Annotated in this window: 20 protein-coding genes and 1 pseudogene; 9 read left to right on the top strand and 12 right to left on the bottom strand. The window is 68.0% G+C overall.

The annotated features are described in order from the left end of the window. Positions 1-32: 32 nt before the first annotated feature. Positions 33-1,895 carry a Hint domain-containing protein gene (locus MYSTI_RS31910; protein WP_015351951.1) on the bottom strand — a complete coding sequence of 621 codons (1,863 nt, stop codon included), beginning with the start codon at positions 1,893-1,895 and terminating at the stop codon, positions 33-35. Between the two features lie 29 nt (positions 1,896-1,924). Next, entirely contained in the window at positions 1,925-3,313 is a 1,389-nt protein-coding gene (locus MYSTI_RS31905) for a S8 family serine peptidase (protein WP_015351950.1), read from the bottom strand. On the opposite strand from MYSTI_RS31905, the gene MYSTI_RS45420 reads away from it, so the two are divergent. Continuing rightward, complete coding sequence (locus tag MYSTI_RS45420) at positions 3,312-3,437, top strand: hypothetical protein (RefSeq protein WP_267881036.1); 126 nt, start codon at positions 3,312-3,314, stop codon at positions 3,435-3,437. The genes MYSTI_RS31905 and MYSTI_RS45420 overlap by 2 nt on opposite strands. A gap of 131 nt (positions 3,438-3,568) precedes the next feature. Here the strand turns inward: MYSTI_RS45420 and MYSTI_RS31900 are convergent, their stop codons facing one another. Beyond that, complete coding sequence (locus MYSTI_RS31900) at positions 3,569-4,468, bottom strand: sigma-70 family RNA polymerase sigma factor (RefSeq protein WP_015351949.1); 900 nt, start codon at positions 4,466-4,468, stop codon at positions 3,569-3,571. A gap of 208 nt (positions 4,469-4,676) precedes the next feature. Between MYSTI_RS31900 and MYSTI_RS31895 the strand changes: the two genes are divergently transcribed. Then, complete coding sequence (locus MYSTI_RS31895) at positions 4,677-5,744, top strand: serine/threonine-protein kinase (RefSeq protein ID WP_233278023.1); 1,068 nt, start codon at positions 4,677-4,679, stop codon at positions 5,742-5,744. 18 nt (positions 5,745-5,762) lie between these two features. Here the strand turns inward: MYSTI_RS31895 and MYSTI_RS31890 are convergent, their stop codons facing one another. From MYSTI_RS31890 to MYSTI_RS31880, 3 genes are read right to left on the bottom strand one after another with little or no spacing between them, the layout of a single operon-like run. Beyond that, positions 5,763-7,256, bottom strand: coding sequence for a SpoVR family protein (locus MYSTI_RS31890; RefSeq protein WP_015351947.1), 1,494 nt, complete (start codon positions 7,254-7,256; stop codon positions 5,763-5,765). 36 nt (positions 7,257-7,292) lie between these two features. Beyond that, positions 7,293-8,402, bottom strand: a complete 1,110-nt coding sequence (locus MYSTI_RS31885) for a DUF444 family protein (protein ID WP_015351946.1) — start codon at positions 8,400-8,402, stop codon at positions 7,293-7,295. A 26-nt stretch (positions 8,403-8,428) separates the two neighbouring features. After that, on the bottom strand, positions 8,429-10,492 hold the full coding sequence (locus MYSTI_RS31880) for a PrkA family serine protein kinase (protein ID WP_015351945.1): 2,064 nt from the start codon (positions 10,490-10,492) through the stop codon (positions 8,429-8,431). A 558-nt stretch (positions 10,493-11,050) separates the two neighbouring features. Here MYSTI_RS31880 and MYSTI_RS31875 point away from each other — a divergent pair. Next, the gene (locus MYSTI_RS31875; RefSeq protein WP_015351944.1) at positions 11,051-12,634 is read left to right on the top strand and encodes an ArnT family glycosyltransferase; all 1,584 of its coding nucleotides are present in this window, start codon (positions 11,051-11,053) and stop codon (positions 12,632-12,634) included. Positions 12,635-12,657: 23 nt separating this feature from the next. Here MYSTI_RS31875 and ruvX read toward each other — a convergent pair whose 3' ends face one another. Beyond that, positions 12,658-13,122, bottom strand: a complete 465-nt coding sequence (gene ruvX, locus MYSTI_RS31870; protein WP_015351943.1) for a Holliday junction resolvase RuvX — start codon at positions 13,120-13,122, stop codon at positions 12,658-12,660. 190 nt (positions 13,123-13,312) lie between these two features. Here ruvX and MYSTI_RS31865 point away from each other — a divergent pair, with 190 nt between their 5' ends. Continuing rightward, positions 13,313-14,824, top strand: a complete 1,512-nt coding sequence (locus tag MYSTI_RS31865; protein ID WP_015351942.1) for a hypothetical protein — start codon at positions 13,313-13,315, stop codon at positions 14,822-14,824. 8 nt (positions 14,825-14,832) lie between these two features. After that, on the top strand, positions 14,833-15,357 hold the full coding sequence (locus tag MYSTI_RS31860; protein WP_015351941.1) for a tetratricopeptide repeat protein: 525 nt from the start codon (positions 14,833-14,835) through the stop codon (positions 15,355-15,357). A 1,038-nt stretch (positions 15,358-16,395) separates the two neighbouring features. Here MYSTI_RS31860 and MYSTI_RS31850 read toward each other — a convergent pair. From MYSTI_RS31850 to MYSTI_RS31835, 4 genes are all read right to left on the bottom strand, one after another. Then, positions 16,396-17,589 carry a M48 family metalloprotease gene (locus MYSTI_RS31850; RefSeq protein ID WP_015351939.1) on the bottom strand — a complete coding sequence of 398 codons (1,194 nt, stop codon included), beginning with the start codon at positions 17,587-17,589 and terminating at the stop codon, positions 16,396-16,398. Positions 17,590-17,654: 65 nt separating this feature from the next. Further along, positions 17,655-18,803, bottom strand: coding sequence for a tetratricopeptide repeat protein (locus MYSTI_RS31845; protein ID WP_084668357.1), 1,149 nt, complete (start codon positions 18,801-18,803; stop codon positions 17,655-17,657). A gap of 156 nt (positions 18,804-18,959) precedes the next feature. After that, entirely contained in the window at positions 18,960-20,072 is a 1,113-nt protein-coding gene (locus tag MYSTI_RS31840) for an ArsA family ATPase (protein ID WP_015351937.1), read from the bottom strand. Further along, positions 20,069-20,983: an ArsA family ATPase gene (locus MYSTI_RS31835; RefSeq protein WP_015351936.1), complete on the bottom strand. Its 915-nt coding sequence runs from the start codon at positions 20,981-20,983 to the stop codon at positions 20,069-20,071. The genes MYSTI_RS31840 and MYSTI_RS31835 overlap by 4 nt, the downstream gene beginning before the upstream one ends. 164 nt (positions 20,984-21,147) lie before the next feature. Between MYSTI_RS31835 and MYSTI_RS31830 the strand changes: the two genes are divergently transcribed. Continuing rightward, positions 21,148-21,456 carry a hypothetical protein gene (locus MYSTI_RS31830; RefSeq protein ID WP_015351935.1) on the top strand — a complete coding sequence of 103 codons (309 nt, stop codon included), beginning with the start codon at positions 21,148-21,150 and terminating at the stop codon, positions 21,454-21,456. A 24-nt stretch (positions 21,457-21,480) separates the two neighbouring features. After that, positions 21,481-22,284, top strand: coding sequence for a ParA family protein (locus MYSTI_RS31825; RefSeq protein WP_015351934.1), 804 nt, complete (start codon positions 21,481-21,483; stop codon positions 22,282-22,284). Between the two features lie 3 nt (positions 22,285-22,287). Here the strand turns inward: MYSTI_RS31825 and MYSTI_RS31820 are convergent, their stop codons facing one another. Continuing rightward, positions 22,288-22,932, bottom strand: a complete 645-nt coding sequence (locus MYSTI_RS31820) for a polyhydroxyalkanoate synthesis regulator DNA-binding domain-containing protein (RefSeq protein WP_015351933.1) — start codon at positions 22,930-22,932, stop codon at positions 22,288-22,290. Between the two features lie 165 nt (positions 22,933-23,097). Here MYSTI_RS31820 and MYSTI_RS45800 point away from each other — a divergent pair. Together MYSTI_RS45800 and MYSTI_RS44950 are read left to right on the top strand one after the other, a co-directional pair. Continuing rightward, positions 23,098-23,196: pseudogene (locus MYSTI_RS45800) on the top strand (zinc-ribbon domain-containing protein); the annotation flags it as partial. A 1,803-nt stretch (positions 23,197-24,999) separates the two neighbouring features. Next, on the top strand, positions 25,000-26,145 hold the full coding sequence (locus MYSTI_RS44950; protein ID WP_233278022.1) for a hypothetical protein: 1,146 nt from the start codon (positions 25,000-25,002) through the stop codon (positions 26,143-26,145).

The raw sequence follows: 26,145 nt of genomic DNA, 5'->3' as shown, positions 1-26,145 counted from the left end.
AGCGCTCTGGCTCAGGGCGGTGCGTCAGGCGACTACTTGCGCTTCACGGACATCACGTAGTCGCGGTGCCACTTGGACGGCAGCGTGGCCAGCACGTTGGGGTTCTGCTGCGTCATGGCGATGGACTCGTACTTGGCCTGAATCTGGCCATCACCCACGACGAAGCCGTTGGCGTACACGACGGTCTGGTCCGCGCCGAGCGCCAGCTTCTCCGCGTCCGAGCCGACCTTCACGTTGTAGACCTTGCCGGCATACGCCTCGCGGCTGACCTCCACGAGCTTGCTGGGGCCCGCCTTGGTCATCACCAGGTCGCCCGTCTTCAGGTGGCGCGCCTGGACCATGCCGCGCGCCATCACCTGGATGGGGTGCATCTCCGTCATCAGCAGGCTGTTGCCCGCGGCGTTGCGGATGCGCACCATGGGGACGGACTCCGTGCCCACGGCCGTGTCCATGACGGTGAGCGAGGGCTTGTGCGGGTTGCGCACCCGGTCTCCCGCCTTGACCGACTCCACCGGCGCCACCTGGCCCTCGGCGAGCTCGATTTCGGTGCCGGCCGCCAGGCAGCTGTTGGTGACGGTGATCTTCTTGAAGGTGTAGTCCGGCCGCGGGAAGCGCGGGTCGGGGCTCGCGAGCGTGACGGAGGACTGGTACGTCTGACCGCCCACGGAGGCGACGACGGGCAGCACGATGCGCAGCGACAGCTTCACCTCGTTCTGCACCTGACGGCAGCCGTCGTCGAAGAAGGCCGCGTTGGCGCCCGTCAAATCCCAGGAGAAGGTCTTCTTGTCCGGGCTCAGCGTGGCGCCGCGCCAGAACTGGTTCATCCGCGCCTCGATGAGGTTGCCGTCCGTGACGTCGCAACCACCGCCGGCGTTGGTGAGGATGAGCTTGAGGTGGCCCACGTCATACGTGGGCGTGCCCATGTTCGTGTCCGCCTTGAACTGGGTGATCTTCGCCGCGTCGAAGAGGTGCGCGGAGGTCAGCGACATCTGGCCCTTCAAGGGCAGCTTGATGGCCTGGGGCGTGCCGGTCAGGTCGTAGTCGCAGTCCTGGGTCCAGGTGCGGTTGAGGCACACGGAGATGAGGTTGTCGTTCAGCACCGTGTCCACGGGGGCGTACACGAGGAGCTGGGAGAACACCGGCCGCGTGGAGGTGATGCCGGCGGGAGCACCGAACTCGGAGAAGATGTACGAGTCCTTGAACCCCTCGACGGAGTCCTCCACCTTGTAGGAGGAGACGCGGTAGCGGCCCTGGGTCGTCAGCGCCAGGTTGGCCGAGGTGGCGATGGGAAGGTCCTTGCCGCCTTCGTACTCCTCGACGTACCTGAGCTCGCCCAGCGGGTTGCCGGACGCGTCGGTGTAGTTGGCGTCCGCGTAGGTGTAGTAGCTGCCGCCCGGGAAGGTGGAGCGCGCGACACCGGCGCCGTCGTTGGCCTCGGACGTGGTCTCACCCGCGTTGGCGGCCTCGATGAGGTGCATCTCCTTGCGCTCCGCGGACTCCGCCAGCCCGCGCGGGTCCTCCGACGCGAAGCTCCCCGCGGCCAGGCCCTGGCTCACGTGGTCCTTCTGGCGCTGCTCCAGCGCCTGGAACAGGTACGGCGAGTTCTCCGGCGTCTTGCCCGCGAGCCGCAGGCGCGCCACCGCGAAGCGGTACTGCGCCGGGTCCGCGAAGTTCAACCGGACGCGGGTGTCCGGCTTGGCGATGCTGTGCAGGTAGCCCTCGTCGGCCCGGTAGGCGTTCCACTCGGCCTTGCTGATCCGTCTGGCATCACCCACGCCCTGCATCGTACGGCCCGCGTTGGTGAGCTGTTCTCCCTGGGGACTGGAGGTGCAACCCGACAACAAGGCCAGGCAGGCGGTGCTACCCATCACCAGATAACGGCGCATTCGTGACATGGTGTTTCCTCCTCCGCTTGAAACAGCTTTCACTGGCAGACTTGCTGGAAGTCAGGACAGCAGTCGTTGAACTCCAGACACGTCGGGTCGCAGAAACAGCCCGTCGCGGCCCCGCCACACAATCCCTTGCAGCTGTTGGGGTCCGCGACACACAGGTAGTTGCCCTGGCTCAGGTCGCTGAAGAGCAGCGAGTTGGGTGAGCCCATCAGGTCGTCCACGCAGCCCAGCGTGGCCGCGCCCTTGAGGTTCACCGTGACTTGGGCGGGCGTGGCGGTGCGGTGGCTTTCCAGGTACTGGGCCACGGCGCCCGTGACATGCGGGGCGGCCATGGACGTGCCGTCGTCGATGTTCGTCGCCACCGCGTCGCCCGCCCAGGCGCCCAGGATGCTCACGCCGGGGGCGAAGAGGTCCACGCAGGTCCCCCAGTTGGAGAACAGCGCCCGCTTGTCGTTGTCGTCGACCGCGCCCACGTTGATGACCTTGGGCTCGCTCCCGGGGGACTCGAGGCAGGCGTCGATGTTGCTGTTGCCCGCGGCGACGACGACGGGGATGCCTGCGTCCACCAGGGCCGCGGCGGCCTGGTTGACGGGCTGGAAGAACTCCCCGGACAGGCTCAGGTTGGCGACGCAGGGGCCATCCTGCCGAGGACAGTCCATCCGCACGAACTCCAGGCCCGCGATGATGGTGCCCCACGTCGCGCGGCCGATGCAGTTGAGGATGCGGACGGGGTGGAGGGTGGCCTGCTTCGCCATGCCGTACTGCGTCCCCACCGCGGTGCTGGCCACGTGGGTGCCATGGCCGTGGCAGTCCTCCACGCCGAAGCCGTCGAAGACGAACGACTCGGAGGAGCCGACCCGGCCGGTGAACTCCGAGTGCTCCGTGTTGAGCCCCGTGTCGAGCACGTACACGTGGACACCCGCGCCCGTGTTCTCGTAGTCGTTGTATTGGCCGTCGCGTCCCTGGCGCTGGTCCACGCGGTCGATGCCATCCGACGGGCTGGGCACGGCGCTCTTGAGGAAGACGTGCTGGTTCTCCTCGATGTACGCGACACCGGGGTCCCGGCGAAGCCGGTCGAGCTGCGCGTCATCCAGGCGCGCGGTGAAGCCCGGGATGAGGGAGTAGCGGTGCAGGAGCGTGTTGGTTCCTCCCGCGCGGGTGATGGTGTCCGCGGCCGCGGTCAGGGCGCCCCCCGAGAGGCCCTGGGCGAAGACCACCACGTACTCGCCGGGCACCCGCAGCGACTCCGGCGCGCGGGTCAGCCGCGCGAGCTTCACGGTGTCGACCGCCGCGGCGGCCGGCTCGCCCGAGGAGGGCCGCTCTCCACAGGCACTTCCGCCGAGCGCGAGCGCGCCCAGCAGGGACAGGGTTCGGAACGCCACGGCGCGAGCGCGGTGGGCGAGGCTGAGGTGAGGCCGCATGGTGTCTCCGCTCGAAGGCAAACGGGCAGTGCTCGCCACCCACGCGCCGCCCTGGAAGGGCCAGGTGGACGTGGAGGGACGGATGGGAATGAGCGGCGCGGTGGGGCGGCGGGCCGCTCGATGACATGAATCCGTGTGGCTCCATGCGCACACGGCGGGGGGGATGCGAACGGCTGTGAGCACAACGGGGGACCGGGTGCCGTTCGCGAACTAAGGACGCGCCCCGCCTTCAACCTATGCAGAGATTCTCAAGATTCACTTTGAGTGAAGAGTTTCATTGAGAATGCGGCTGAGGCTGAGATGGATGTGGCTTTCGACAGTGCGCAACAGGCTGGTGACTTCCTGTGAGGAGAGGTCCAGCCGCTCCATGAGGAGCCGTCGGGTCTCGTCGTGGACGGCCTGCTGGGCGCTCTGGAGCCACCGGGAGACCGTGGACTGGTTGACATTGAAGAGCGGCGCCAGCTTGGTGGTGGAGAGCCTGTCCACGAAGTGCAGACGCAGCAGGTAGCGGTGCTCGCTGGGGAGGATGGCGAAGGCATCTTCCAGGGCGCGGCGGAACTCATGCTGGTAGCGCCGCTGGATGGTCTCCACCTCCGGGTCCGCGTCGGGCGAGGGCACCAGCTCCAGGAGGGCATCGCTGAGCGAGCCTTCCTCGTGAGGCTTTCGCAAGAGGCTCAGCGCCGTGCGCAGCGAGACGACGCGCACCCAGTTGGAGAGGGTCCCCCGCCCCGAGTACTCCGCGATGCGAGGCGCGGTGTCGGTGCGGACCAGCAGCCGCTCCCTCACGCGCTGGCGAATCTCATCCACCACGGAGGAGGGCAGCCGCATGTGCGCGAGCGCCGCGCCCACCCCTGACATGTGATGTCGCTCGAAGGCGGCCAGCGCGGCGGGAAGGCTCTGCGCGCAGGCACACGCCAGATACAAGTCACCAGGAACAAACTGGGTAAGCAATGACTCCCATTCCGCTGGCGCGGTGCGCCGAGGGAAATGCAAGGCGAGGTGACGGATGAAGGTATCAGGTGCCAGGGCAATGTCTGGCCATCGCTCACAGCCCGCTCGCCAGAAGCGGACCAGGAGAGGCTCGAGGACTTCCGGGGCGTTGTCTCCCAGGCCACGACAGCCCGCATGCGCGAGAAATAACGGTGCGAACGCCAATCCCCCCTACCTCCTGTCCCTCACTATAGCCGACCGGCCCGACCTTGCTGGCTATGCGCGGTAAGCTGAGTGAAGGTCGCCTTTGCGCATGAAATGAGCGAGTTGCTCGTCTTCCTGAAAGGCGGCTGTTTTTATGCGAGACTTCGGGGGAGTGCACTGAGGGGGGTGCCACATTCTTTCGTCCACCTGCCTGTGTGAAGAAGACGTGGTGTCACTTCTGGAAGGGAGGTTGGAGACGGGGACGCGAGTCGACATCCATCGTCACGCCGCCGAGTGCCCCGCGTGCCGCGCGCTCCTGGTCGCCGCCGTGAGGAGCGAGGGTGTCCCGTCCGACGCGCCCCTGGAGTCCTCGTGGCTGGGCGGGCGGATGCAAGTCCTGGGAGGGAGCTGGAAGCCTCCCACGGAGGTGGATGAGTTCCGGCTGGTGCGGCTGTTGGGGCGGGGCGGCATGGGGGCCGTCTACCTGGCGCATGACACATCGTTGGACAGGCACGTGGCGCTCAAGCTGAGCATCGCGCTCCAGCCGGACACCCATACGCTGGAGAGCTTCGCCGTGGAGGCGCGCGCCATCGCACGCATCAAGCACCCCAACGTCGTCACGGTGTTCCGCGCGGGAGAGGTGCAAGGGCGGCCGTATCTGGTCTACGAGTATGTGGATGGCAAGAGCCTGGCGGAGCTGCGCCTGCCGTTGCCGTGGCGGTACGTGTTGGACATCGCGGTGGGGCTGGCCCGAGGGCTGTGCGCGGCGCACCAGCGCGGCGTGCTGCACCGGGACCTGAAGCCGGGCAACGCCATCCTGGACACGGACGGCACCGTCAAGCTGCTCGACTTCGGCCTCGCCGCGTTCGTCGAGGCGGAGCTGCGGATGCCTCGGGCGGCGCCGGGGGTGGCGGGGACGCCGCGCTATCTGGCGCCCGAGCTCTGGTCCGGCGCGGAGGCGACACCCCAGAGCGACCTCTACGCGCTGGGGCTGCTCTTGTACGAGCTGTGCACGGGCGGGCTTCCCCGCACACCGGGCCCGCTGTCGCGGATGCCGGGGGCCCTGGAGCCGCTGGGCCGGTGCGGGGCGCTGGTGGAGCGGGTGCCAGGCATGGACCCGGAGTTCGCCCAGGCCATCGAGCGCTGCCTCGCGGAGGACCCGCAGCAGCGCTTCACCCGCGCGGAGGTGCTGTGTGGTGTGTTGGAGCGGCTGCGCGCGCCCGGGGCGGACCCAGCCTTCGCCGCCCCCAGGCCCGAGCACGGGGCCCGGCCCTGGGGCGCGCAGAACATGCTCTGAGCACGGGGGAGGGGAGGGCTACAGCTCCACCTTCTTCTCCGTGTGGTTCGTCCCGTCGAAGCGCAGCATCACGCTCTTGTTGTCATAGCGGGTGATGATGTTGACGGGCCGGCGCCAGAGGGACTGGAGGTTGCGCAGCGTCTCTCGGGCGTAGTCGCCCTTGAGGTCCTGGCCGTCGTGCTTGTGCGCGAGCAGCAGCTCGCCCCGGTTCTCGTGGTTGCCGTCCACGACCTCGATGATGGGCTGGCCGAAGTTGGTGAGCCCTTGCAACAGCTTGCTCTTCACCTTGCGGAACTCGCGGTCGAGAATCTCCCATGAGTTGCGCTTGTCATTGAAGCCATACACGAAGAGCTTCTGCTCCATCGCGAACTCGGGCGTCAGGAACGTGTCGATGAAGGTGATGTCGTTGTAGTGCTTGCGGACCTCGAAGATCTTCTCCCGGCCCGCGCCCAGCTTCTTGTCCCAGGAGCGGCGGGCGCGCAAGTCGTCACACTCGTCCCATTCCTTGCCGAAGCGGCCCTTGTTCCACCGCTCCTCGATGTCGCGCCACAGCTCGATGCCCAGCTTGTAGGGATTGATGGCGCCGGGGCGCGTGCCCATGGTGCCCGAGTGGTGGTCCGCGTAGTCGATGATTTCATCATCGCGCAGGGCTCGGCGGGTCATGATGGTGGAGTGCCAGTAGCTGGCCCAGCCCTCGTTCATGATCTTCGTCTGGCCCTGGGGCGCGAAGTAGTGCGCCTCTTCACGAAGGATCGCGAGGATGTCCGACTCCCACGGCTCCAGCGGCGCCTCTTCCAGGAGGAAGAGCAGCACGTCGCGCTGGGGGCGCTCGGGGAACTTCTTGGCGCGCTGCTTCTCCTCCTCCACCTTCTTGCGTTGGGAGTCGAGGAACTCCGACGGGTTGATGTAGCCGCGCATGTACTCGCGGCCGACCTTGAAGCCCTCCACGCGCTCATTCGCCTTGAGCTCATCCTCCGCGCGCCGAGGGTCCGGGTTGCGGCGGATGTGCGGCGAGTGCTGGTCGATGAGGTTCTCGAGGCTCAGCGTGCGGTCGATGAAGTCCTCGACCTTCTCCACGCCAATCTTGTCCACCCACCGGCGCACGCGGGTGGCGTGGTTGGCCATCTCATCAATCATCCGCCGGTTGGTGTGTCGGAAGGAGAAGTTGTTCTTGAAGAAGTCGCAGTGTCCGTACACGTGGGCCATGACCAGCTTCTGGTCCACCTCCGGATTGCTCTCCATCAAGTAGGCGTAGCAGGGGTCATTGTTGATGACGAGCTCGTAGATCTTGCTCAGCCCGTACTCGTACCCCTTGGCGAGCTGCTCGTATTCCATGCCCCAGCGCCAGTGGGGATAGCGGGTGGGGAAGCCGCCGTAGGCGGCCACCATGTTCATCTCGTCGTAGGACACCATCTCGAAGACGGTGTCGAAGAAGTCCAGGCCGAACTCCTTCGCATAGCCGTGGATTTCATCCCTCAAGGCGGCGAGACGGGGTGTGAGGCTCTTGGGCATCTGGAAGTCTCTCCGAGGGGCTCGGGCGCGCTGACGTCAGCGTCCCTTGCCGAGGAAGTCCTTGATGGAGGCGTAGATGGCGTCCTTGTCCGCGATTTCGCTGAGCGCGACGTTGGGCGTGTCCCCCACCGCCTCGCGCAGGTCCTTGATGAACTGGCCGCTGCCGTAGGGTGACTCCACCTGGCCGTAGGCGAACTGGTTGACGTTGGGCAGCACGTCATTGCGCAGCATCTCGATGCACTGGCGCGTGTCGTCCGCGCTCCAGTTGTCGCCGTCGCTGAAGTGGAACGGGTAGATGTTCCAGGCGCTCTTGGGGTAGTCCGCCTGGATGATGTCGCGGCAGAGCTTGTAGGCGCTGGAGATCATCGTCCCGCCGGACTCGCGGGTGTGGAAGAAGGTGTCGCGGTCCACTTCGCGCGCCACCGCGTCGTGGATGATGTAGCGCGCCTCCAGGCCCTTGTATTGGTGGCGCAGCCACGTATCGAGCCAGAAGCTCTCGATGCGGACGATCTCCTTCTGCTCGTCACCCATCGAGCCGGACACGTCCATCATGTAGATGATGACCGCGTTGGTCTCCGGCAGGTCCTGGAGCTTGTAGCTGCGATAGCGGCGGTCCTCGCGCGTGGGGATGATGACGGGACGCGCGGGGTCATACGTGCCCGCGGCGATTTGACGCCGCAGGGCCTGTTTGAAGGTGCGCTTGAAGTGGCGCAGCGACTCGGGACCGGTGGTGTTGATGCCGGTGTAGCGAATCTTCTGGGTGATGATCTTCTCGTTGTGGCGCCGCTCGATGTGGGGGAGCTGGAGCTCTTCGCCCAGGATTTGCGCCAGCTCCTCCAGCGTGACGTCCACCTCCAGGGCATGGTCGCCCTCGCCCTGGCCGGCCTGGTGCCCATCCCCGGGCTCCACCGCCCCGGGGCCGAGCTGCTGGCCCACCTCTCCATCCCCTTGTCCAACGCCTCCCTGCTCCTTGTGGCCGTACTTGAAGCGGGGGATGTCGATGAAGGGAATGGGGATGCTGATGGCATCCTTGCCCTTCTTGCCGATCATCTCCCCCTTCTGCACGTACTTGCGCAGATTGGCTTTGATCTTCCCGCGGACAATCTGTTTGAAGCGGGAATGGTCCTGGTGGATCTTCAAGGTCACGACGGCTCGCCCCTCTCCTGAAGGTGTTACTCCTTCGCGTCGCCTCGGGCGAAGATGCTGGCCACGAAGTTCAGCACGTCCGTGGAGCAGATCTCGCAATAGCCGTAGTTCTTCATCATCCTGTCTTTGACCAGGTCAATCTTCTCCTGGGTCTCCTTGTCCACGACGGATGACACGAGGTTCTTCAGCTTGATGCTGTCCTTCTGGTCCTCGAACAGCTTGAGCTCCAGCGCCTTGTGGAGTCGCTCGTTCGTCCGGTAGTTGAAGGTCTTTCCTTCCACCGCCAGCGCGCCGATGTAGTTCATGATTTCGCGGCGGAAGTCGTCCTTGCGGCTGTCGGGGATGTCTATCTTCTCCTCGATGGCTCGCATCAAGCGCTCATCCGGCTCCTCGTAGAGGCCGGTGTACTTGTTCTTGACCTTCTCCTTCTGGGTGTAGGCCTTGATGTTGTCGATGTAGTTGCCGCACAGCTTGCCGATGGCGTCCTCGTCGGCGGAGATGGCGCGCTGGACCTCGTTCTTGACGATGTCCTCGTACTCCTGCTTCACCGACGTGAGCAGCTCCTTCATCCGCTTGCGGGCGTCCTCGGTGCTGATGAGCGAGTGCGTCTTGAGGCCCGCCTCCAGCTCGTTGAGGACCATGAAGGGGTTGATGCAGCCCTCGCCCTTGTCGCTCACCAGGGCGTTTGAAATCTTGTCCTGGATGTAGCGGGGGGAGATGCCCTCCAGGCCCTCGCGGATGCTCTCCTTGCGCAGCTCCTTGATGTTGTCTTCGGTGAAGTTGGGGAGCGTCTTGCCGTTGTAGAGCTTGAGCTTCTGGAGCAGCGACAAGTTGTGCTTCTTGGGCTCTTCCAGGCGCGTGAGTACGGCCCACATGGCGGCCATCTCCAGCGTGTGGGGCGCGATGTGCTTGCCCTTGATGGCGCGGGAGTTGAAGTCCTTCTCGTAGATCTTCACCTCTTCGGCCAGCTTGGTGATGTACGGCACGTCAATCTTGACGGTGCGGTCCCTCAGGGCCTCCATGAACTCGTTGTTCTCGAGCTTCTTGTACTCGGGCTCGTTGGTGTGGCCGAGGATGACCTCGTCGATGTCCGTCTGCGGGAACTTCTTGGGTTTGATCTTGTGTTCCTGCGACGCGCCGAGCAGGTCATAGAGGAAGGCGACGTCCAGCTTCAGGACCTCGACGAACTCGATGATGCCGCGGTTGGCGATGTTGAACTCGCCGTCGAAGTTGAAGGCGCGCGGGTCGGAGTCGGAGCCGTACTCGGCGATCTTCCGGTAGTTGATGTCGCCGGTGAGCTCGGTCGAGTCCTGGTTCTTCTCGTCCTTGGGCTGGAAGGTGCCGATGCCCACGCGGTCCTTCTCGCTGAAGACCAGGCGGTTGACGCGCACGTGGTCCATCACCCGCGCGAAGTCCCCGTGGTACTGCGTCATCAGGTCCTTGAAGACGAAGCGGCACGCGGGGCACAGCTCGGAGCCGTCTGGAATCGTGACGCCGGACTCGGACGGGGCCAGCTCCGTGTAGACCTTGGAGCGCCACTCGCGAGGAACGAGGTTGAGCGGCTCCTCGTTCATGGGGCACTTCATCTTCTCCTTCACCGTGGTGCCGTCGGGCAGCTTCTTGTCGGTGGTCCAGGAGAAGGTGTACGCGGCGCCCTCGGGTGTCTTGGAGTAGTCCTCCGTGCCCTTCTTGAGCAGGCGGGCGATGGTGGACTTGGAGGAGCCGACGGGGCCGTGCAGGAGGATGACGCGCTTCTCCGTGCCGTAGCCCTGCGCCGCGGACTTGAAGACGTTCACCAGCTTCATCAGCGGGACGTCCAGGCCGAAGATGGCGTCCTTGCCGCCGAACTTCTCGTCGCTGAAGAAGTGATAGCGGATGAGCTTCTTCTTGTTGTCGATGTACTCCGTCTTCCCGTGGCTGAGGATCATGTCGTAGATCCTCTGGAAGGCGGTGCGCGTCACCTTGGGGTTCTTCCGGACGATTTCGAGATAGTCCTCGAAGGAACCCTCCCAGGTGAGCTCCGCGTAGGTCTTCGCGTCCTGGAGCGCGGCGATTTTGGAGACCCACGAACCCTTCTCAGCGTCCCTCATGTCTCTCCCTCGGGGGCCCGCCAGGAGTGCGAAACACTCGCGCCCTAGGGGGCCAGAATGGTGAACCTGGAGGGCTGGTTTGCCATTCCACACCCATCCCGCCGAGGTCCCAGGCACGACAGCCCTGCAGCCAATTCGGGACCCCGCCGCGGAATGGGACCGCGCGTTACGCTCGTGTCAGGGGCAGAACGCCACATCGGCGCGCCCCCTCCACGGGGTGAAGAGGCACGGATGATTATAGGGCGGCGATTCCACGGGGGGAGGCTCCCCCCCTCCACGCGAGGGGTATTGAACGCCTGAAGGCTTTTCCAGGTGCCGGACACGACGGGAGTGTCTGGTGGCTGTGGGGTGGCGTCTCCGTTCGCTCCACATGTCGGGGGCAGCCAGGCGAGCGGACTCGGCCCGAAGGGTGATACATTCGCCGCCTTGCGCACGGTCGTGTCGCGGTGGTGCGAGCGGACACGAGCCGGGTGAGGTTCGGACGCGGGCTTCGCTAAGGGTGAAGTTCCAGGTCGTCGGCTTGGCTTTGGGCCGTCCCTGCGTATCCTCCCGCGCGACATGGCGACCGCCCCTACTTCCGTCTCTCATCCATCGTCCCCCACGCCGAGCCTGGCGGCGGTTCCTTCACCCACGCCCGAGCCGAGCACGCGCTGGCTGGTGGGGATGCTGTTGGTGGTGGCCCTGTTGCCGCGCCTGCTGGTGTTCGTGGCCAACGAGAACCTCTACGGCGACGCGGTGGTGCGCACGGAGCTGGCGGAGCGGTGGCTGCGCGCGCCGCACGTCATCACCGCGTACGGCGACGGCGCCTACCAGTTCGGCCCCCTGCACATGTACCTGGTGGGCGCGGCCTTGTCCGTGCTGGACAGGGAGGTGGCGGGCCGCGCGGTGAGCCTGTTGTTCGGCGTGCTGTCGGTGGTGCCGTTGTTCGCGCTGACGCGGCGGTTGTTCGGCTGGCGCGCGGGCGTGGTGGCCGGCCTGTCCTTCGCCGCGTGGGGCATGCACCTGCAGTTCTCCACCACGGCCGGCAGCGAGGCGGTGTCCCTGTTCTTCATGCTGGCGGCGTTCGCGCTGTACGCGGAAGGGGTGGACGAGAACCGCTTCCTGCCCCTGTTCCAGGCGGCGCTGATGCTCAACCTGGCCTGTGCCCTGCGCTACGACGCGTGGATGTACATCCCGTTGCTGAGCGTGGCGTTGCTGTTCAGCAGCAAGGACAAGGTGGCGTCCGTGACGCGCGCGGTGGGCTTTGGCCTGGCGTGCCTGCCGTTCCCCCTGCTGTGGATGCAGGGCAACGAGCTGATGCACGGCGACCCGTTCTTCCCGCTGAAGGCGGTGGAGGACTTCCACCGGGGCTGGGTTCAGTCGTCGGCGGGGTCGGGTCTTGCCATCGGATGGCGGGTGCAACAGCTGTTCTTCTGGCCCGGGGTGGCGCTGTTGACGCTGTCGCCGGGGGTGGCGCTGTTGGGGATGTGGGGGATGGTGAAGGCGTGGAAGCAGCGGCCGGACACGCGCTGGCTGGTGGTGGCGGCGGTGCTGCCCACGCTGTACTTCACGTTCCGGGCGGCGGTGCTGGCGAACTTCGTTCCGCTGGGGCGCTTCACGGTGACGCAGCTGTCGGTGTTGCCGGTGTTCGTGGCGGTGGGCTTCGGCGCGCTGATGGCCGCGCGGGGCGAGGGAGCTCGCAAGGTGCTGGCGGGCGTGACGGCGGTGCTCGCGGTGGTGCTGCCCCTGGCGGTGGGCCTCTACACGTTCCGCGCGGACGGGCGGTTCCAGGACACGCTCAGGCCCGTGAGCCCCACGTCGACGAATCCGCGGCCCGTGATGCAGGTGGCGGACTTCGTGAAGGCCGAGGTGGCCGCGAAGGGCGGCTCCCTGGCCCTGGATGACGACCCCAGCTACATGGACCTCCAGGTGGCGTTCTTCTCGGGCCTGCCGGAGGAGCGCATCGCGCGCGTGCGGTGGGACACGTTCCGGAAGCTGATGGCGGAGGCTCGGCCGGAGGTGTTGGTGCGCTTCGACCAGGGCGCCTTGGTGAAGGACCCTGGGGTGAAGCTGGAGGGGCGCACGCTGACGCTGGACGGCGTGGCCTACGAGGAGCTGGAGGGCTTCTCGGCGCCGCTGCACGTGTATCGCCGCCGGCCGTAGGGGGCGGGCGGGGCTCGGGGCCCTCAGGGCTCCGGGTCGTCGTAGTCGTCGTCCGCGTGGTACGCGGCGGTGTCCGAGGGGCGGCGGGCGTCCAGCCAGCCCTGGAGGATGAACTGCGCGGCCACCTGGTCGATGACCTCCTTGCGGCGGGCGCGGCTGACGTCCGCCTCCAGGAGGGTGCGGGTGGCGGCGACGGTGGACAGGCGCTCGTCCACGAGCTCCACCTGGATGCCCAGGGACTGGGTCACGGTGTCCGCGAACTTGCGCGAGGCCTCCGCGCGCGGGCCCTCCGAGCCATCCATGTTGAGGGGCAGCCCGATGACGAAGCGGTCCGCCTCGTACTCTTGTACGAGCGCGGCGAGCGCGGCGAGGTCCGCTTTCAGCGAGGTGCGCCGGATGGTGGTGACACCCTGGGCGGTGAGCCCCAGGCCATCCGAGACGGCCACCCCGATGGTCTTGGTTCCGAAGTCCAAACCCAGGGTACGCATACGGCCGGCACCTTAACCGCATCCTCCATCGCGGACCGCTGGTCCAATGTGGGGGACATGCGGTGGTTGTCAGTCCTGCTAACCGGTGGAATTCGCTTGGGAGGCACCCGCGCTCCCTTCCGGCATCCCCGCTGCAATCCGGACGACCCATCGCGCGGCACACCTTCCAATCCGCCGCGTGGGAGGTCGCATGGTGGATTTCTTGAAGGGCGCGGCGAGCCTGCTGGCGGGGAACGGCTCGGGGGGCGTGGGCACGGACGGCGCGGGGGACGCGCGGGGGCTGCCGCCCCTCATCTCCCACTCCATCAAGACGGTGGAGGGGGTGGCGACGGGGAACGTGCTGTTGGCGGCCAGTGGCGCGGTGGGGGTGGCGGATGAGCTGAAGAAGAACCCGCCCGCGAAGACGGAGTACTCGGCGGGGAAGGTCTCGTTCGCGAGGCAGGCGGAGGGTTACGCGTCGTCGGCCGCGGCCCTGTTGGCCGCAGGGGCCCGTCCGTTGGACCCGAAGATGTTGGAGTACGAGGCGGCGCTGAAGGTCCTGGAGGCGAACTTCGACCAGCTGGACCTGGCGGATGGGAAGAAGTCGGGGTCGCTGTCGAAGGAGGAGCTGCGCCGCGTGGCGAATGACGCGAGCCTGTCGCCCCAGCTTCGTGGCGCGGCCCGCTTCCTGATGGAGAACACGGCGCTGTTCGAGCGCGTGGACTCGAGCGGGTTGGGGTCTCAGCTCTTCTCGTTCATGGGGGCGCTGCACAACGACGACCGCATCAAGCTGTCGGGGATTCGCTCCGAGCTGAAGCGGGTGCGCGAGGAGTTCGTGCGCTACGGCAGGCCCGAGGCTCCTCGGACGCCTCCGAAGTCGGAGCCGGAGACGTGCCCGCCCACGACGGGGACTCGGCCGCCGACGACGGGGGGGACGCGTCCTCCTTCGACGGGGGGGACTTCACCGGGGACGCGCCCTCCGACGACGGGGGGAGCTTCGCCGGGGACACGTCCTCCGACGACGGGAGGTCAGCCTCCGCGGCCTGGCGGTACGGAGGGGAGCAAGCTGCCCACGTCGAAGGAGCCGGACTTCGGTGAGTACCTCGACGCGGTGAAGGTGCTTCGCGACAACTGGGGCACGTTCGATACGGCGGTGGGGGCGAAGGATGATCGCGTGTCGCGGGAGAACCTGGTGGCGCTGCTGGAGAATCCGGCGGTGTCGTCGACGCTGAAGCGCGCGGCCCAGTTCTTCAAGGACCACCCTGAGTACTTCGACCGGTTGGAGATGGCGGCGGGGAAGGGGAGTCGTGACGGCGTCATCGGGCCGGGGGACGTGACGGCGGAGCTCGCGCTGTCCGGGGGGAAGACGCCGAGCACGTCGACGGAGAAGGGGTCGAACGTGCGGGCCCTCATCGACGACCCGCGCATGAGCATCGAGGACAAGGTGCAGGCCATCTTGGGGGCCATCTCCAGCGAGACGGAGGACGAGATTCTGGAGGTGATGGGCCAGATGGCGAGCGCGGGGGAGAACCGCGCGGTGTTGGGGACGACGGATGCGGACAAGAGGGCGGCGGCGAAGATCGACGGTGACATGCGGGCGTTGGAGTTGCGGCTTCAGCGGCTCGTGGAGAAGCGCAAGTCGATGTTCGACCTGATGAGCAACATGTCCGCGAAGTTCAACGAGATGGCGAAGACGGCCATCTCCAACCTGCGCAACGCGTGAGAGGGACCATGGGACGCGTCATCAAGCATGAGGCGATGGAGGGGGTGCGGATGGAGAGCGGAGTGGTGCGGCGGATGCGGTCGTTCGCGCGGGGCGAGTCGACCTGGGCGGAGGTGGAGGGGATGACGTTCGAGGAGGCGAAGGCCATCGCGCAGGTGGGGTGTGACCTGGCTGCGGCGGGGCGGCTGGAGGAGGCGCGCATCCTCTTCGAGGGATTGGTGGCGGGGAACCCGAGGGATGCGGGGGCACACGCGGCGCTGGGCACCGTGTACCAGCGGCTGGGGCGGTTGGAGGAGGCCATCGCGGAGTACAGCGCGGCGTTGGCGCGGGATGCGGCGCATCCGGTGGCGTTGGCGAATCGAGGGGAGCTGTACCTGCGTAAGGGAGAGCGGCAGGGCTTCACGGACCTCTCCAACGCGGTGGAGGTGGACCCGCATGGAGAGACCGCGGCGGGACGGCGGGCGAGGGCGCTGGTGAAGGCCATCACGTTGGTGGCGGTGGAGAAGCTGAAGGAGGACTCGGACCAGTTGTAGCGGGAGTGGGGGGAGCCGCCGGCGCTTGGTGATGGGGGTGGTGGTGGAGGACTCGCTGGGGTTGGGGGCGAGGGGCGCCGGCGGTGTTGGGCAGTGGCGGTGGATTCGCGGCGGAGCGGAGGTTGGGGAAGGGCTCGCTGGGGTTGGGAGCGAGGGGCACCGGTGGGGCGCTGGCGGTGGATGCGGGGGGAGCGGTGGTTGGGGGGCTGTCGGCGCCCAGTGACGGGGATGGTGGTGGAGGGGCGTGGGGGCGCTGGCGGTGGCTGGGGAGTCTGTCGGTGCCCGGTGATGGCGATGGTGGTGGGGGGCGTGGGGGCGCTGGCGGTGGAGCGGTGGTTGGGGGGCTGTCAGCGCCCGGTGATGGGGATGGTGGTGGAGGACTCGCTGGCGTTGGGAGCGAGGGGCTCCGGTGGGGCTTGGCAGTGGATGCGGGGGGAGTGGTGGTTGGAGAGGCTGTCGGCGCCCGGTGATGGGGATGGTGGTGAAGGACTCGCTGGGGTTGGGGGCGAGGGGCGCCGGCGGTGGATGTGGATTGGCGGTGGTTGGGGAGGCTGTCGGCGCCCGGTGATGGGGATGGTGGTGGAGGGCTCGCTGGGGATGGGAGCGAGGGGCGCCGGTGGTGCTTGGTGGTGGAGGGCTGGGTCGCGCCCGCAGGAACTGAGGGAAGGAATGTGATGTCGGTGCTCGGTGACGGGAGGAGGACTCGCTGGGGGGAGGGCGCCGACGGTCCTTGGCGAGAGGGCCCTGTGAAAGGGGCAGGGACCGTGAGTCCGGGGCGTGTCAGCCGTGCTTGCTAGTGGGGACAGTGCAGGCGGACTTGCGGCACCGAAGGTCGCCGTCAGTTGGCGGTAGGGAAGGCGTCAGCGGCGCCGGGGCGTGGCGACAACATTGACGATGTGCTCCCAGCCGTAGTCGCTGGGAATGGCTGCAAACGCCGCCGGATCTCGGGGGAGTGTCTCGGTGGCGGGCTGTCGGCGGGTGGGCTCAGGTGAAAGGGGAAGGGAGTGGTGGAGCCCACCTGTCGGCCGCTTTTTTGATTCAGGGCGTCGGCAAGCTGGCGAGCCGTTCGGCGATGGGCGGATGGCTCATGCCCTTGAGGACGACCCAGCGCGGCGGTTCCGGGTCCATCTTGTTGACGCGAGCAGCCTTCACGAGCATCCGGCGGAACGCATCGGTGTCGTGTGTCAGTCGCAGGGCGAAGCGGTCTGCTTCGCGCTCACGCTCGCGCGAGAACGTCCCGGCGATGGGGCCTCCCACGAGCGAGACGACGAACAGGATGAGGGACAGCAGCGGCAAGGTCCGGATGTCCGCGAAGCGGGTGGTCCCGAACCAGCCCCGTGTGGAGGCTCTGCGTAGGAGCCGGTCGATGGCGAAGAGCAGCGCCACCAGCGCAAGCGAAGACGCGATACGCCCGGGCCACTTGGGCTCGTGGATGTGGCCCGCTTCATGGGCCACGGCGGCGAGCACCTCCTCCTCACCCAGTTCTTGGATGATGACATCGTTGAGCACGATGGTGCGCGTGGGACCCTGGCCCGCGAAGTACGCCTGGAGCCTGCGTGACGCGACGGAGGTCTTCTCGACGAGCACGTCGGAGAACGGAATGTCCGCCTGGGTCATCAGCTCTGTGATTCGCGTGCGCAGTGCTCCCGGCGGCAGTGGCTCTTGCTCGAAGTAGAGCCGGCTCCGGTAGGGGTCCAGCGCGGCGGAGACGAGCATCAGCAGCGCGACGGGCACCCCTAGAATCCACCACCAGTGGCGCGTGCGGCGAGCCAGCCCGTACATGCCAATCACGAGCGCGGCGATGGCGAACGCCCCCATCAAGTGGCCCTTGAACAGGTCCCACGCGAAAGCGGCGGGCGTGTAGTTGGACATGCCGTGCCGGTGTTCCAGCGTGTACGCGAACCAGACATCCACGGGTGCGTAGATGAGCTTGACGAACAGGTCCGTCATCAACGCGAAGATGACGGCCGCGCCCCAGCCCGCTTCGCCCCACAGCCGGTCCATGGCTTGAAAGAAGGCACGGCTCACGGGCGCGGTGCGAAGGAAGCCCAGCCCTCGCTCCAGCCCTCCGGCGACCGATGTCGCCATGCGGAAGAAGGGCCGGACGAGCACCCCCAGCAGCAAGGCCAGCAGGAGCACCTTCGCGAAAGGGTCCACCGCCGCGCGGACGTAGTACGGCAGGTGGTACGCGTGAATCTCCGCCAGTTGCTCGGGCGTGAAGAGGGGCTCCATGGGGAAGCCCCAGGCTACGCCGCGAAGCCCCTGGCTGCCCAGTCAGCCCCGGGCCCTGGACTCGCTCAGGAGTGAGGGTCCTCTTCCGTGGCCGGTGGAGTGGGCACGGGCTCGCCCTCCGCGTCGGCCAGCAGCAGCGCCTTCACCTTGGCGAGGCTCTCCCGCGTGCGGTCCACGAAGGTGCTCTGCGAGCCGATGCGCTCGGCCGTCTCCAGGGTCCGCTCGTAGATGTTGATGGACTTGGTGAGCAGCACCCGAATCTTCTTGCGCAGCTCCTGCCGGTAGACGACGGCCTCCTCGGCGTTGAGCTCCGCGGGCGCGGGCGAGTTCACCATCCTCGCGTAGAGGTCCTCGTAGAGCGCCCCAATCTGCGAGCCCGCCGCCGTGGCCCAGTAGCCGTTGCCCACGCGGATGGAGCGCAGGTAGTGCCCCTGCGCGGACAGCAGCAGCTCCGCCTTGTAGTTGAGGTCCTCGGCGAGCTTGTCGGCGCCCTTGGCGGGGTCCAGCTGCACGTTGTCGTAGTGCATCCTGTACAGCTCCCCCACGAAGAAGTGGGCCTGCGCGGGGAAGTAGTCGTCCACCTCGTCCTTGTCCCCAAGGGACTCGTACGCGGAGATGGCCTTGCGCAGCGTGGCCTCCGCGGCATCGGCTCGGCCCGCTTCCAGCTCGCAGATGCCCTGCTGCACCCGCGCCTCGATGCGGCGGTTGAGGGGGAGGTCCGAGCGCTCGGCCAGGGTGGTCAGCAGCGAGATGGCCTCGTCGTAGCGCTCCAGGTGGTACTGCGTCTCCGCCACGCGGAACGCCGCGTCCAGGGCATCCCCCTGGCCCTTGGCCGGGTCCGACAGCTCGGAGAAGCGGTGCCAGGCCTCCTCCCACTCCTTGAGCCGCTGGTGGGCAAGCCCCGCGTTGTAGAGCGCCTGGCGCCGGTGCTGGCTGTGCGGGTGGAAGTCCGCCAGCCGCCCGAAGTAGCGCGCGGCCTGCTTGAAGTCGTTGGCGGCGAAGGCGGATGTCCCCTCGGCGAAGAGCTCCTCGTCGTTGAGCTTGTCCAGCTCCAGGTCCGCCGTCACCGTCACCGCGTCGAACTGGATTTCCTGCGTCACGGGCGAAGTCGCCGAGTCCTGCCCCGCAACGGCGCCTGTCGTCCGACACCCGGCGACCCCGAGTCCCAGCACCGCCAGCCACCACCATCGGCTCACCGACATGTACGTCCGCATGTTCTCCGCCACGGAATGCGCCCTCCTGGAAATGCAACCTCCGGACAATGGGCTGCCCCTCGGAGTTCCCATCAACTGGATGGGCGGGCCCAATCTAGTCCGTCCCCCGTCTCGGCGCTGCTCTGGCTGGACACCTGCCGGGCGGGCAGGGCGCGGTCAGAAAGTGTCATCCCCCAGGAGGAAGCGGCCCGTCTGCCACAGGCTGGTGATGTCGTGCACGTCCAGGCCGAAGCGCGGCACCTGGATGAGGGGGATGCCGGGGCACGCGGTCTGCAACTGGGCGATGCCGCGCCGGTCCTGCTCGGCGAGAATCCGCAGCTCGCGCAGCGTCTCCTCCACCTTCGCGCGGCGGGTGGGCGTCAGCGTGGACGCGGCCTGCCACATGGCCTCGGTGGGCATGGGGTGGACGCGGTTGACCACCAGCGCCACCACCTCCATGCGGTGCTGCCGCAACAGGGTGTTGAAGTGGATGGCCTCGTCCATGCGCTCGGAGTGGGGACTGGTCACCAGCACGAAGCCCGTGGTGCTGTCCTCGAGCAGCGCGCGCACGCCGCGGGCCCGCTCGCGGAAGCCCTCGTTCATGCCCGACAGCGCGAGCATGAAGCTGGAGAGCTCCTGCAGCATCTCCGTGCCGGTGAACTTGGACAGCGCGCGCAGCACGTAGCCGCTGCGGTTGAACAGCGACAGGCCGAACTTGCCCGCCTTCAGCGCCGGGGCCAGCAGCCACTTCGCCGCTTCGTTGTCCAGGAAGTCCAGCACGCGGTTGGGCGCGTCCAGGAAGTCCAGCGCGTGCGCGGTGGGGGGCGTGTCCAGCACGACGAGCTCGTACTGGCCCTTGCGGCGCAGCTCCCACACCTTCTCCATGGCGATGTACTCCTGGCTGCCGGCCAGGGCCGTGGAGAGCGACTGATAGAAGCGGTTGGCGAGAATCTTCTCGCGCTGCTCGGGCGGAGCGACGCGGGTGATGAGGTCATCCCACGTCTGCTTCATGTCCAGCATCATCGCGTGGAGTCGCGCGCGGGCCGTCACGCCCAGCGGCTCCAGCGCGGAGGCGGGCACCTGCGTCTCCGCGTTGCCCAGCGCGGACAGGCCCAGTGAGTTCGCCAGGCGCTTCGCGGGGTCGATGGTGCACACCAGGCTGGAGCGGCCATCCACCGCCGCGCGCAGCGCCAGCGTGGCGGCCACCGTCGTCTTTCCCACGCCGCCGGAGCCGACGCAGATGAGGACGCGCTTCTTCGTGAGCGCGGGACCCAAGGCCGTGGTGCTCACCGCTCCCCCATCACCAGTGCTTCGAGGTGGCCCATGACCTGCTCGATGGCCTCGCGCCCGAAGGCGGGGAGGAACAACCGGGGAACGTTGAACACGGGCACGTGAAGGTTCCGCTCCAGCTTGGTGCCCGCGAGGACGGTCAGCGCCTCGCGGTCATGGTGTGCTTTCGCGAGGTCGTGCAGCTCGCGCTCGTCCGCCAGCGCCTCCAGGTCGGCTTCCGTGAAGCGCTCGGAGATGGCCTGGTTGAGCACCGCCGCGTGCGTGCGGATGTTCACCTTGTCCTTGAGCGCGGCGTGCAGCTCCAGCGCCTCGTTCACCGGCATCTCCTCCGGCAGCGCCACCAGCACCGCCGCCGTCACGGAGGGGTTCACCAGCAGGTCCCTCATCTTCTGCGCCTCGCGGGACATGGGGCCCGGGGGCACCGTCTGCACCAGCACCTGCGGCACGCTGAGGAAGGAGATGGCGTGTCCCGTGGCCGGCGCGTCCAACACGATGGTGTCGAAGCGAGGCCGCCCGTCCGGGAGCGTCTCCTGCAGGTGGTACATGATCTTCCCCAGCAGGACGAGCTCCTGGAGGGACGGCACGAAGCGCAGGAAGTAGCGCACCAGCCGGTTCTCGAAGACCGTCTTGTAGAGGGTCTCGAAGCGCAGGACCATGAGGCCGTACTCGCGCATGGCCTCCTGGGGGCGCACGTCCACCGCCCAGAGGTTCTCCTCCAGGAGGGTGACCTCCGGGCCGGCGGCGGGGTGGCCGAGGAAGCGGCTGACGCGCTCCTGGGTATTCACCTCGCACACCAGCGTCCTGCGTCCCGCACGCGCCGAGCGCAGAGCGAGGGCCGCGGAGACCGTGCTCTTACCCACGCCGCCCTTACCGGAGACGACCCACAACCGCTTGTCCAGAAGCCCTGCCATAAGCGAGCGTTGAACCGTAGGAATCGTCTCTCCAGGAGTCAACGCGTTTGGCCTGTGCCTGTTGCCCTGCTTGACACGTCGCGTTGCCCCCTCGCAGAGTGCGGCGTCTTTTTCCCGACGTGCCGCCAGCCCCGTCTGGCCGGTCGGCCGAGGCCCAGAGTCCCATGCTCAAGAACAACCCGGTGATGAAGAAGCTCGTGGAGACGGGCGAGGAGCGCGTCGGCAAGCTGGCGCAGCAGCTCCTGTCGAACGAGAAGTTCGTGTCGGCGGTGCAGTCGCTGGTGTCGGGCTCGCTGGCGGCGAAGGGGACGCTGGACAGCGCCCTGCGCTCGGCCCTGTCGGCGATGAACCTGCCGTCCACCGCGGACGTGGAGCAGCTCCGCTCGAAGGTGGATGACCTGGAGCGTCTCCTGGCGTCCGTGGAGAGCAAGGTGGACGCGCTGGTGTCGCAGAAGTCGCCGGCGAAGAAGTAGGCCCGCGGCCGGGAGCACGGGGCCATGCGGCGCATCGCCTTCATCAACGAGAAGGGCGGCACCTGCAAGACGACGCTGGCGGTCAACACCGCGGCGTGGCTGGCCAGGGAGCGCGGCCTGCGCGTGCTGCTGGTGGACCTGGACACCCAGGGACATGCCAGCAAGGCGCTGGGCCTGGATGTCCGCACGTTGCCTCGCAACGTCTTCCACCTGCTGACCGATGACGCCGTTCTCCTGGCGGACGTGGTGCGTCCGTCCGCCGTGCCGGGCCTGGACGTGCTGCCCTCGTACAAGGAGATGGCGGACTTCCCCGTGGTGGTGGCGTCGGATGCGCGCAGGTCTCACCGCCTGGCGGACCGGCTGGAGGCGGCGAAGGCGGCGGGCTACGACGCCGTGGTGTTCGACTCGCCGCCGTCCATGGGGCTCACCACGCGCAACATCCTGGTGGCCGCGACGGAGGTGGTGGTGCCCGTGGCGCTGACGTACCTGGCGCTGGATGGGTGCGCCGAGGTGGCGGACACGGTGCGGCAGGTGGGCGAGGCCGAAGGGCGTCCGGACCTGAGCGTCACCAAGGTGGTGCCCACGCTCTACCGGAAGACGGCGCTGGCCACGGCCATCCTGGAGCGGCTGAAGGCGTACTTCCCCGGCTCACTCGCCGCCACGCCCCTGGGCTACGACGTCAAGGTGGACGAGGCGCAGAGCCACGGGAAGACCATCTTCGAGTACGCACCCCGCAGCAGAGGGGCCCAGATGTTGGCCGCCATCGCCGAGGAGATTCACGGCGAGCCCGCTCCCCGGAAGCGGAAGCGGGCGTCGCGCGCGGAGTAGCTGCTACTCCTTCTTCTGCTGCTCCATCTGCTCGAGCTTCTTCTCCAGCTCCTCCAACCGCTGGTTGAGCGACTGCATGTCGCGGCCCAGGGCGGGGAGGTTGCCGGTGAGGTTCTCGACGACGTGCTTCACGCGCTCGTCAATCTTGCGCTGCCAGTCCTCGAACGCGCGCTGGCTGGCCTTGAGCAGGTCGGCGGGGGACAGGCCTCCGGCGTCGGCGGTCTGCTGGGTCGGCTCCTCGGGGGACTCGGGGGTGGCCGGCTTGGGAGCGTCCTCGCGGCGAAGGAGCTTGTCGAGCCGGGACTCGGCCTCCTCGCGGATGGAGGCGACGCGCGGCGTGACTTCCTTCTGGATGAAGCCCGAGATGGACTCGCCGGGGTGGCGGATGATTTCCCGCAGCACCGACAGCGGCATCTGGTTCTTCTTCTTCTCCTCTTCGAAGATGATTTGCGCGAGGGTGACGGAGGTCAGGTCCTCTTTCGTGCGGTTGTCGACAATCCGCACTTCGGTTCCCTCCTTGATCATCGCGGCGATTTCATCGAGGGTGACGTACCGGCTCTCGACGGTGTCGTAGAGCTTTCGGTTCGTGTACCGCTTGATGATCTTCGGCTCCTTGCTCGGAGCGCCTGCTTGCTCGGCCTCGCTCATCGGTCTCTCCGCCCCTTTTGGGCTCGACTCCAAGCCAGCTTCCATGCCTGTGTCTTGCAGGGGCGAACCTCGTACCATTGGGGTTGGAGGCGAGCAAGCAGAGTGAACCCGGCTCGCCGTACCTGCCTGGTGGCCCTATACTCACCTTCGCCCCAGGCCTGCTGAATGATCGTCAAGTGCGCGCGGTGCCAGACCCGATTCAAGATCCCCGACGAGAAGGTGACCGAGAAGGGGGTCAAAGTCCGCTGCACCAAATGTCAGAACACGTTCCGCGTCACCCGTGAATCGGCCGGGGAAGACGGCGGTGTGCCTTTGCCTCCCCCCTCGGGCGGGCAGGTGGACCCCTTCGCGGCATTCGGGGTCGCCCCGGACCCCCAGGGCGTGGAGGTCACGCGCCCTGGCTTCTATGCGCAGGGAATCGCCGCCACCCGGACGTCGGTGCCGCCGGACTCCCCCTGGAACAGTGTGGATGGGGGGCTGGATACGGAAGACGGCGTCTACCGGGAGCCCACCCGGGTCGGGCCCATTCCGCTGCCGCCCCCTCAAGCGCCGGGTGCGGCCGAAGCCGCCCAGGGCTCGGCGGGACTCTACGGCGGTGCGGTGCCCCCTCCGGTGGAATCTGCTCCGGGAGCGCTCTCGGGTGCGGTGCCCCTGCCGGGGCTGGCCCCGCCCGTCAGGTCACCCTCGCCAGGGGTTGCCGCTCCTCGAGGGACGGGGGCGCAAGGGCGGCCTCCGCCTCCGCCACCCGCCGCGGTTCAGCAGGGCAGGGGGACGGCTCCCTCTGGGTCGGTGGTCGATGACCCGTTCATGGATTTCCTCAACGCCCCGGTGCCGGGGGGAGCGTCGACCCCGTTCGATGACTTGCCGGTTCCCGTGGCGGCGCCGGGAAGCGCGGCTCGTCGGCCGACGACTGTGCCCGTCGCGGGGGGCGGCGCGAGGCCTCCTGTTCCCGCGAGTCCGGATGCGGACCCGTTCGCGGCCATCGACATCGACGATGCGACGGTGACGGGACGGCCTCCTTTCTCGTCCTCGCCGCCGGTGCCGACGGGCGCGGAGGAGGACCCGTTCTCGTCCATCGACATCGACGATTCGGCGATGTCGGGGGGCGCTTCGGCGAGCGCGGACCCGTTCGGGTCCATGGGCGGAGACGACGCGACGTTCGCGGGAACGCCACCGTTCATGGCGTCGGGGGCTGGGGCCGCCAAGCAGGGCGCTGGGCCGGGGCGTCCGTCACAAGGGGCTCCGCCGGGAGTCGCGCAGGTGCGAGCTCCTCAGGCGATGCCGCCCACCCGGGTGCCTCTGGCGGGTGGACCGTCCGGGCAGTCCGCAGGCGCGACACCGCCGAAAACTCCGCCGCAGCCGGCGGCGCCCTCGGCAGACGACCTCTTCGCCGCACTTGGACCTGCTCCGTCGCAGGGCCGCGCGCCTCGTCCGGCGGCTCCCGCTGGTGAGGACCCGTTCGCTTCAATTGGTGGGATGCCCCCTCCGGGGCGCGGGGCTCCGGGCACGGGCGGTGCGACGCCGCCGAGGCCTCCTCCCCAGGCGGCTGCTCCCGACCGGGACCTCTTCGCCTCTCTCGACGATGCGACGATGCCTGGACGGCCTCCGTCTTCAGGCAGTGCTGGCGAGGCGGCATTCCCCTCGCTCGAGGACGCGACGCTGCCTGGGCGACCTCCGCACGCGGCTGCCTCTGGGAAGGCAGACCCGTTTGCCTCGCTCGGAAGTGCAGCGGCGCAGAGCCGGCCTTCAGGGACTGCGGCTCCAGGTGGTGAGGGTTCCGTTGCTGGGGGCGGAGGCGCAGCGGCGCAGGGCCGCCGTCCAGGGACTGCGGCTCCTGGGGGTGAGAGTTCCTTCGCCGGGGTCGGAGGCGCAGCGGCGCAGAGCCGGCCATCAGGGACTGCGGCTCCAGGTGGTGAGGGGCCCTTCGGCGGGGTCGGAGGCGCGGCGGCTCAAGGACGTCGTCCAGGTACTTCCGCTCCAGGTGGTGAGGGTCCCTTTGCTGGGGTCGGAGGCGCAGCGGCGCAGGGGCGTGCTCCTCGTTCGGCCACTCCGAGCGGCGGAGCCCCCTTGGCTGGCAGCTCCACGCCGCAGGGGCGTGCTTCGCCCTCGGCCGCTCCAGGAGGAGGCGAAGACCTCTTCGCCTCGCTCACGGGGACGCCGCCCCCCGCTGTTCTTGGCGGAGAGGACCCGTTCGCCTCGCTCGACCTCAGTGATGCGACCGTGCCAGGCCGGCCTCCATCGGCGGCTCCGTCCCCAGCGCCTGCTTCAAGCGCGGGAGACTTGTTCGACCTCTCCTCGGACAGTGATGCCTTCGGCGAGCACGCGGGCGTCCAGCCCAGTGAGTCCGGTCGCGCGGAGCTCTTCGGCCACTCCTCCCCGGAGGGCCTCGGGTTCGACGAGCCTCAGGCGCACTCGACGCGGTCTCTCCTGGATGACGTTCCTCCCGTGGACGATGGCCAGGGCCTCGGCGTTTCGTTGGGGCGCATCGGTGTCCCCGGAGGCGCACAGCGCGAGGTCGTCGACCTCTCTCCCGACCTGTCCGCGGCCCCCGCGGTCTCCGTGGTCAAGCCCACGGCGCGTCCTGAAGACGTCGGCATTCCGCAGGCCCGTCCGCCCAGCCGCGCGCGCAAGGTGACCGCGCTCCTCTTGAACCTCGTCGTGGCCGCCGCGCTCGTGGTGGGTCTGGGCGCCGTGGGCCGCGTCTACCTGCGCGAAGGCCGCATCGACCTCACCGTGCTCTCCCCCGAGCGGCTGCGCGCACTCGTCATCCCCACGCCGACGTCACTGGTGGCGCTCGACGTGTCCAACGGTCTCTATGAGACGCAGTCGGGCCGCCCCGTCTTCTTCATCCGAGGCGACGTCGAGAACCGCACCTCCACCGCGACCCAGGTCCGCGTTCGAGGTGCCCTCTTCGACGGAGACCAGCGCGTGCGCTCCGCCGAGGGACTCGCCGGCATCGTCGCCACTCCCGAGGAACTCCACGCCGTGGGCAACGCGGAGGCCGCGCAGGCCCTTCGTCAGCGGTTGGATGGCGCGGCCACTTCCGTGGCACCGGGGGCCCGTGCGCCCTTCCTCCTCGTGTTCCAGGAGTACCCCGCGGACCTGGGGGCCTTCCGGCTGGAGGTGACGGTGGAGCCCGTGGCGGCGCCCTCGGAACCGACTCCCGCGCCCGCGCCGTCCGGGGCTCCCGCCCAGGCCGCGCCCACGGAGTGA

Source organism: Myxococcus stipitatus DSM 14675 (genome assembly GCF_000331735.1).
Classification (GTDB): domain Bacteria; phylum Myxococcota; class Myxococcia; order Myxococcales; family Myxococcaceae; genus Myxococcus; species Myxococcus stipitatus.
Note: the sequence above shows the minus strand (reverse complement) of the source record. Positions and strands in the feature narration are given on the sequence as shown.

What these genes read in the sequence shown, in the direction of transcription:
- MYSTI_RS31910 (WP_015351951.1), bottom strand. Translation starts at nt 1,895, where the DNA reads ATGTCACGAATGCGCCGTTATCTGGTGATGGGTAGCACCGCCTGCCTG.
- MYSTI_RS45420 (WP_267881036.1), top strand. Translation starts at nt 3,312, where the DNA reads ATGGTGTCTCCGCTCGAAGGCAAACGGGCAGTGCTCGCCACCCACGCG.
- MYSTI_RS31905 (WP_015351950.1), bottom strand. Translation starts at nt 3,313, where the DNA reads ATGCGGCCTCACCTCAGCCTCGCCCACCGCGCTCGCGCCGTGGCGTTC.
- MYSTI_RS31890 (WP_015351947.1), bottom strand. Translation starts at nt 7,256, where the DNA reads ATGCCCAAGAGCCTCACACCCCGTCTCGCCGCCTTGAGGGATGAAATC.
- MYSTI_RS31880 (WP_015351945.1), bottom strand. Translation starts at nt 10,492, where the DNA reads ATGAGGGACGCTGAGAAGGGTTCGTGGGTCTCCAAAATCGCCGCGCTC.
- MYSTI_RS31875 (WP_015351944.1), top strand. Translation starts at nt 11,051, where the DNA reads ATGGCGACCGCCCCTACTTCCGTCTCTCATCCATCGTCCCCCACGCCG.
- ruvX (WP_015351943.1), bottom strand. Translation starts at nt 13,122, where the DNA reads ATGCGTACCCTGGGTTTGGACTTCGGAACCAAGACCATCGGGGTGGCC.
- MYSTI_RS31865 (WP_015351942.1), top strand. Translation starts at nt 13,313, where the DNA reads ATGGTGGATTTCTTGAAGGGCGCGGCGAGCCTGCTGGCGGGGAACGGC.
- MYSTI_RS31860 (WP_015351941.1), top strand. Translation starts at nt 14,833, where the DNA reads ATGGGACGCGTCATCAAGCATGAGGCGATGGAGGGGGTGCGGATGGAG.
- MYSTI_RS31850 (WP_015351939.1), bottom strand. Translation starts at nt 17,589, where the DNA reads ATGGAGCCCCTCTTCACGCCCGAGCAACTGGCGGAGATTCACGCGTAC.
- MYSTI_RS31845 (WP_084668357.1), bottom strand. Translation starts at nt 18,803, where the DNA reads ATGCGGACGTACATGTCGGTGAGCCGATGGTGGTGGCTGGCGGTGCTG.
- MYSTI_RS31835 (WP_015351936.1), bottom strand. Translation starts at nt 20,983, where the DNA reads ATGGCAGGGCTTCTGGACAAGCGGTTGTGGGTCGTCTCCGGTAAGGGC.
- MYSTI_RS31830 (WP_015351935.1), top strand. Translation starts at nt 21,148, where the DNA reads ATGCTCAAGAACAACCCGGTGATGAAGAAGCTCGTGGAGACGGGCGAG.
- MYSTI_RS31825 (WP_015351934.1), top strand. Translation starts at nt 21,481, where the DNA reads ATGCGGCGCATCGCCTTCATCAACGAGAAGGGCGGCACCTGCAAGACG.
- MYSTI_RS31820 (WP_015351933.1), bottom strand. Translation starts at nt 22,932, where the DNA reads ATGAGCGAGGCCGAGCAAGCAGGCGCTCCGAGCAAGGAGCCGAAGATC.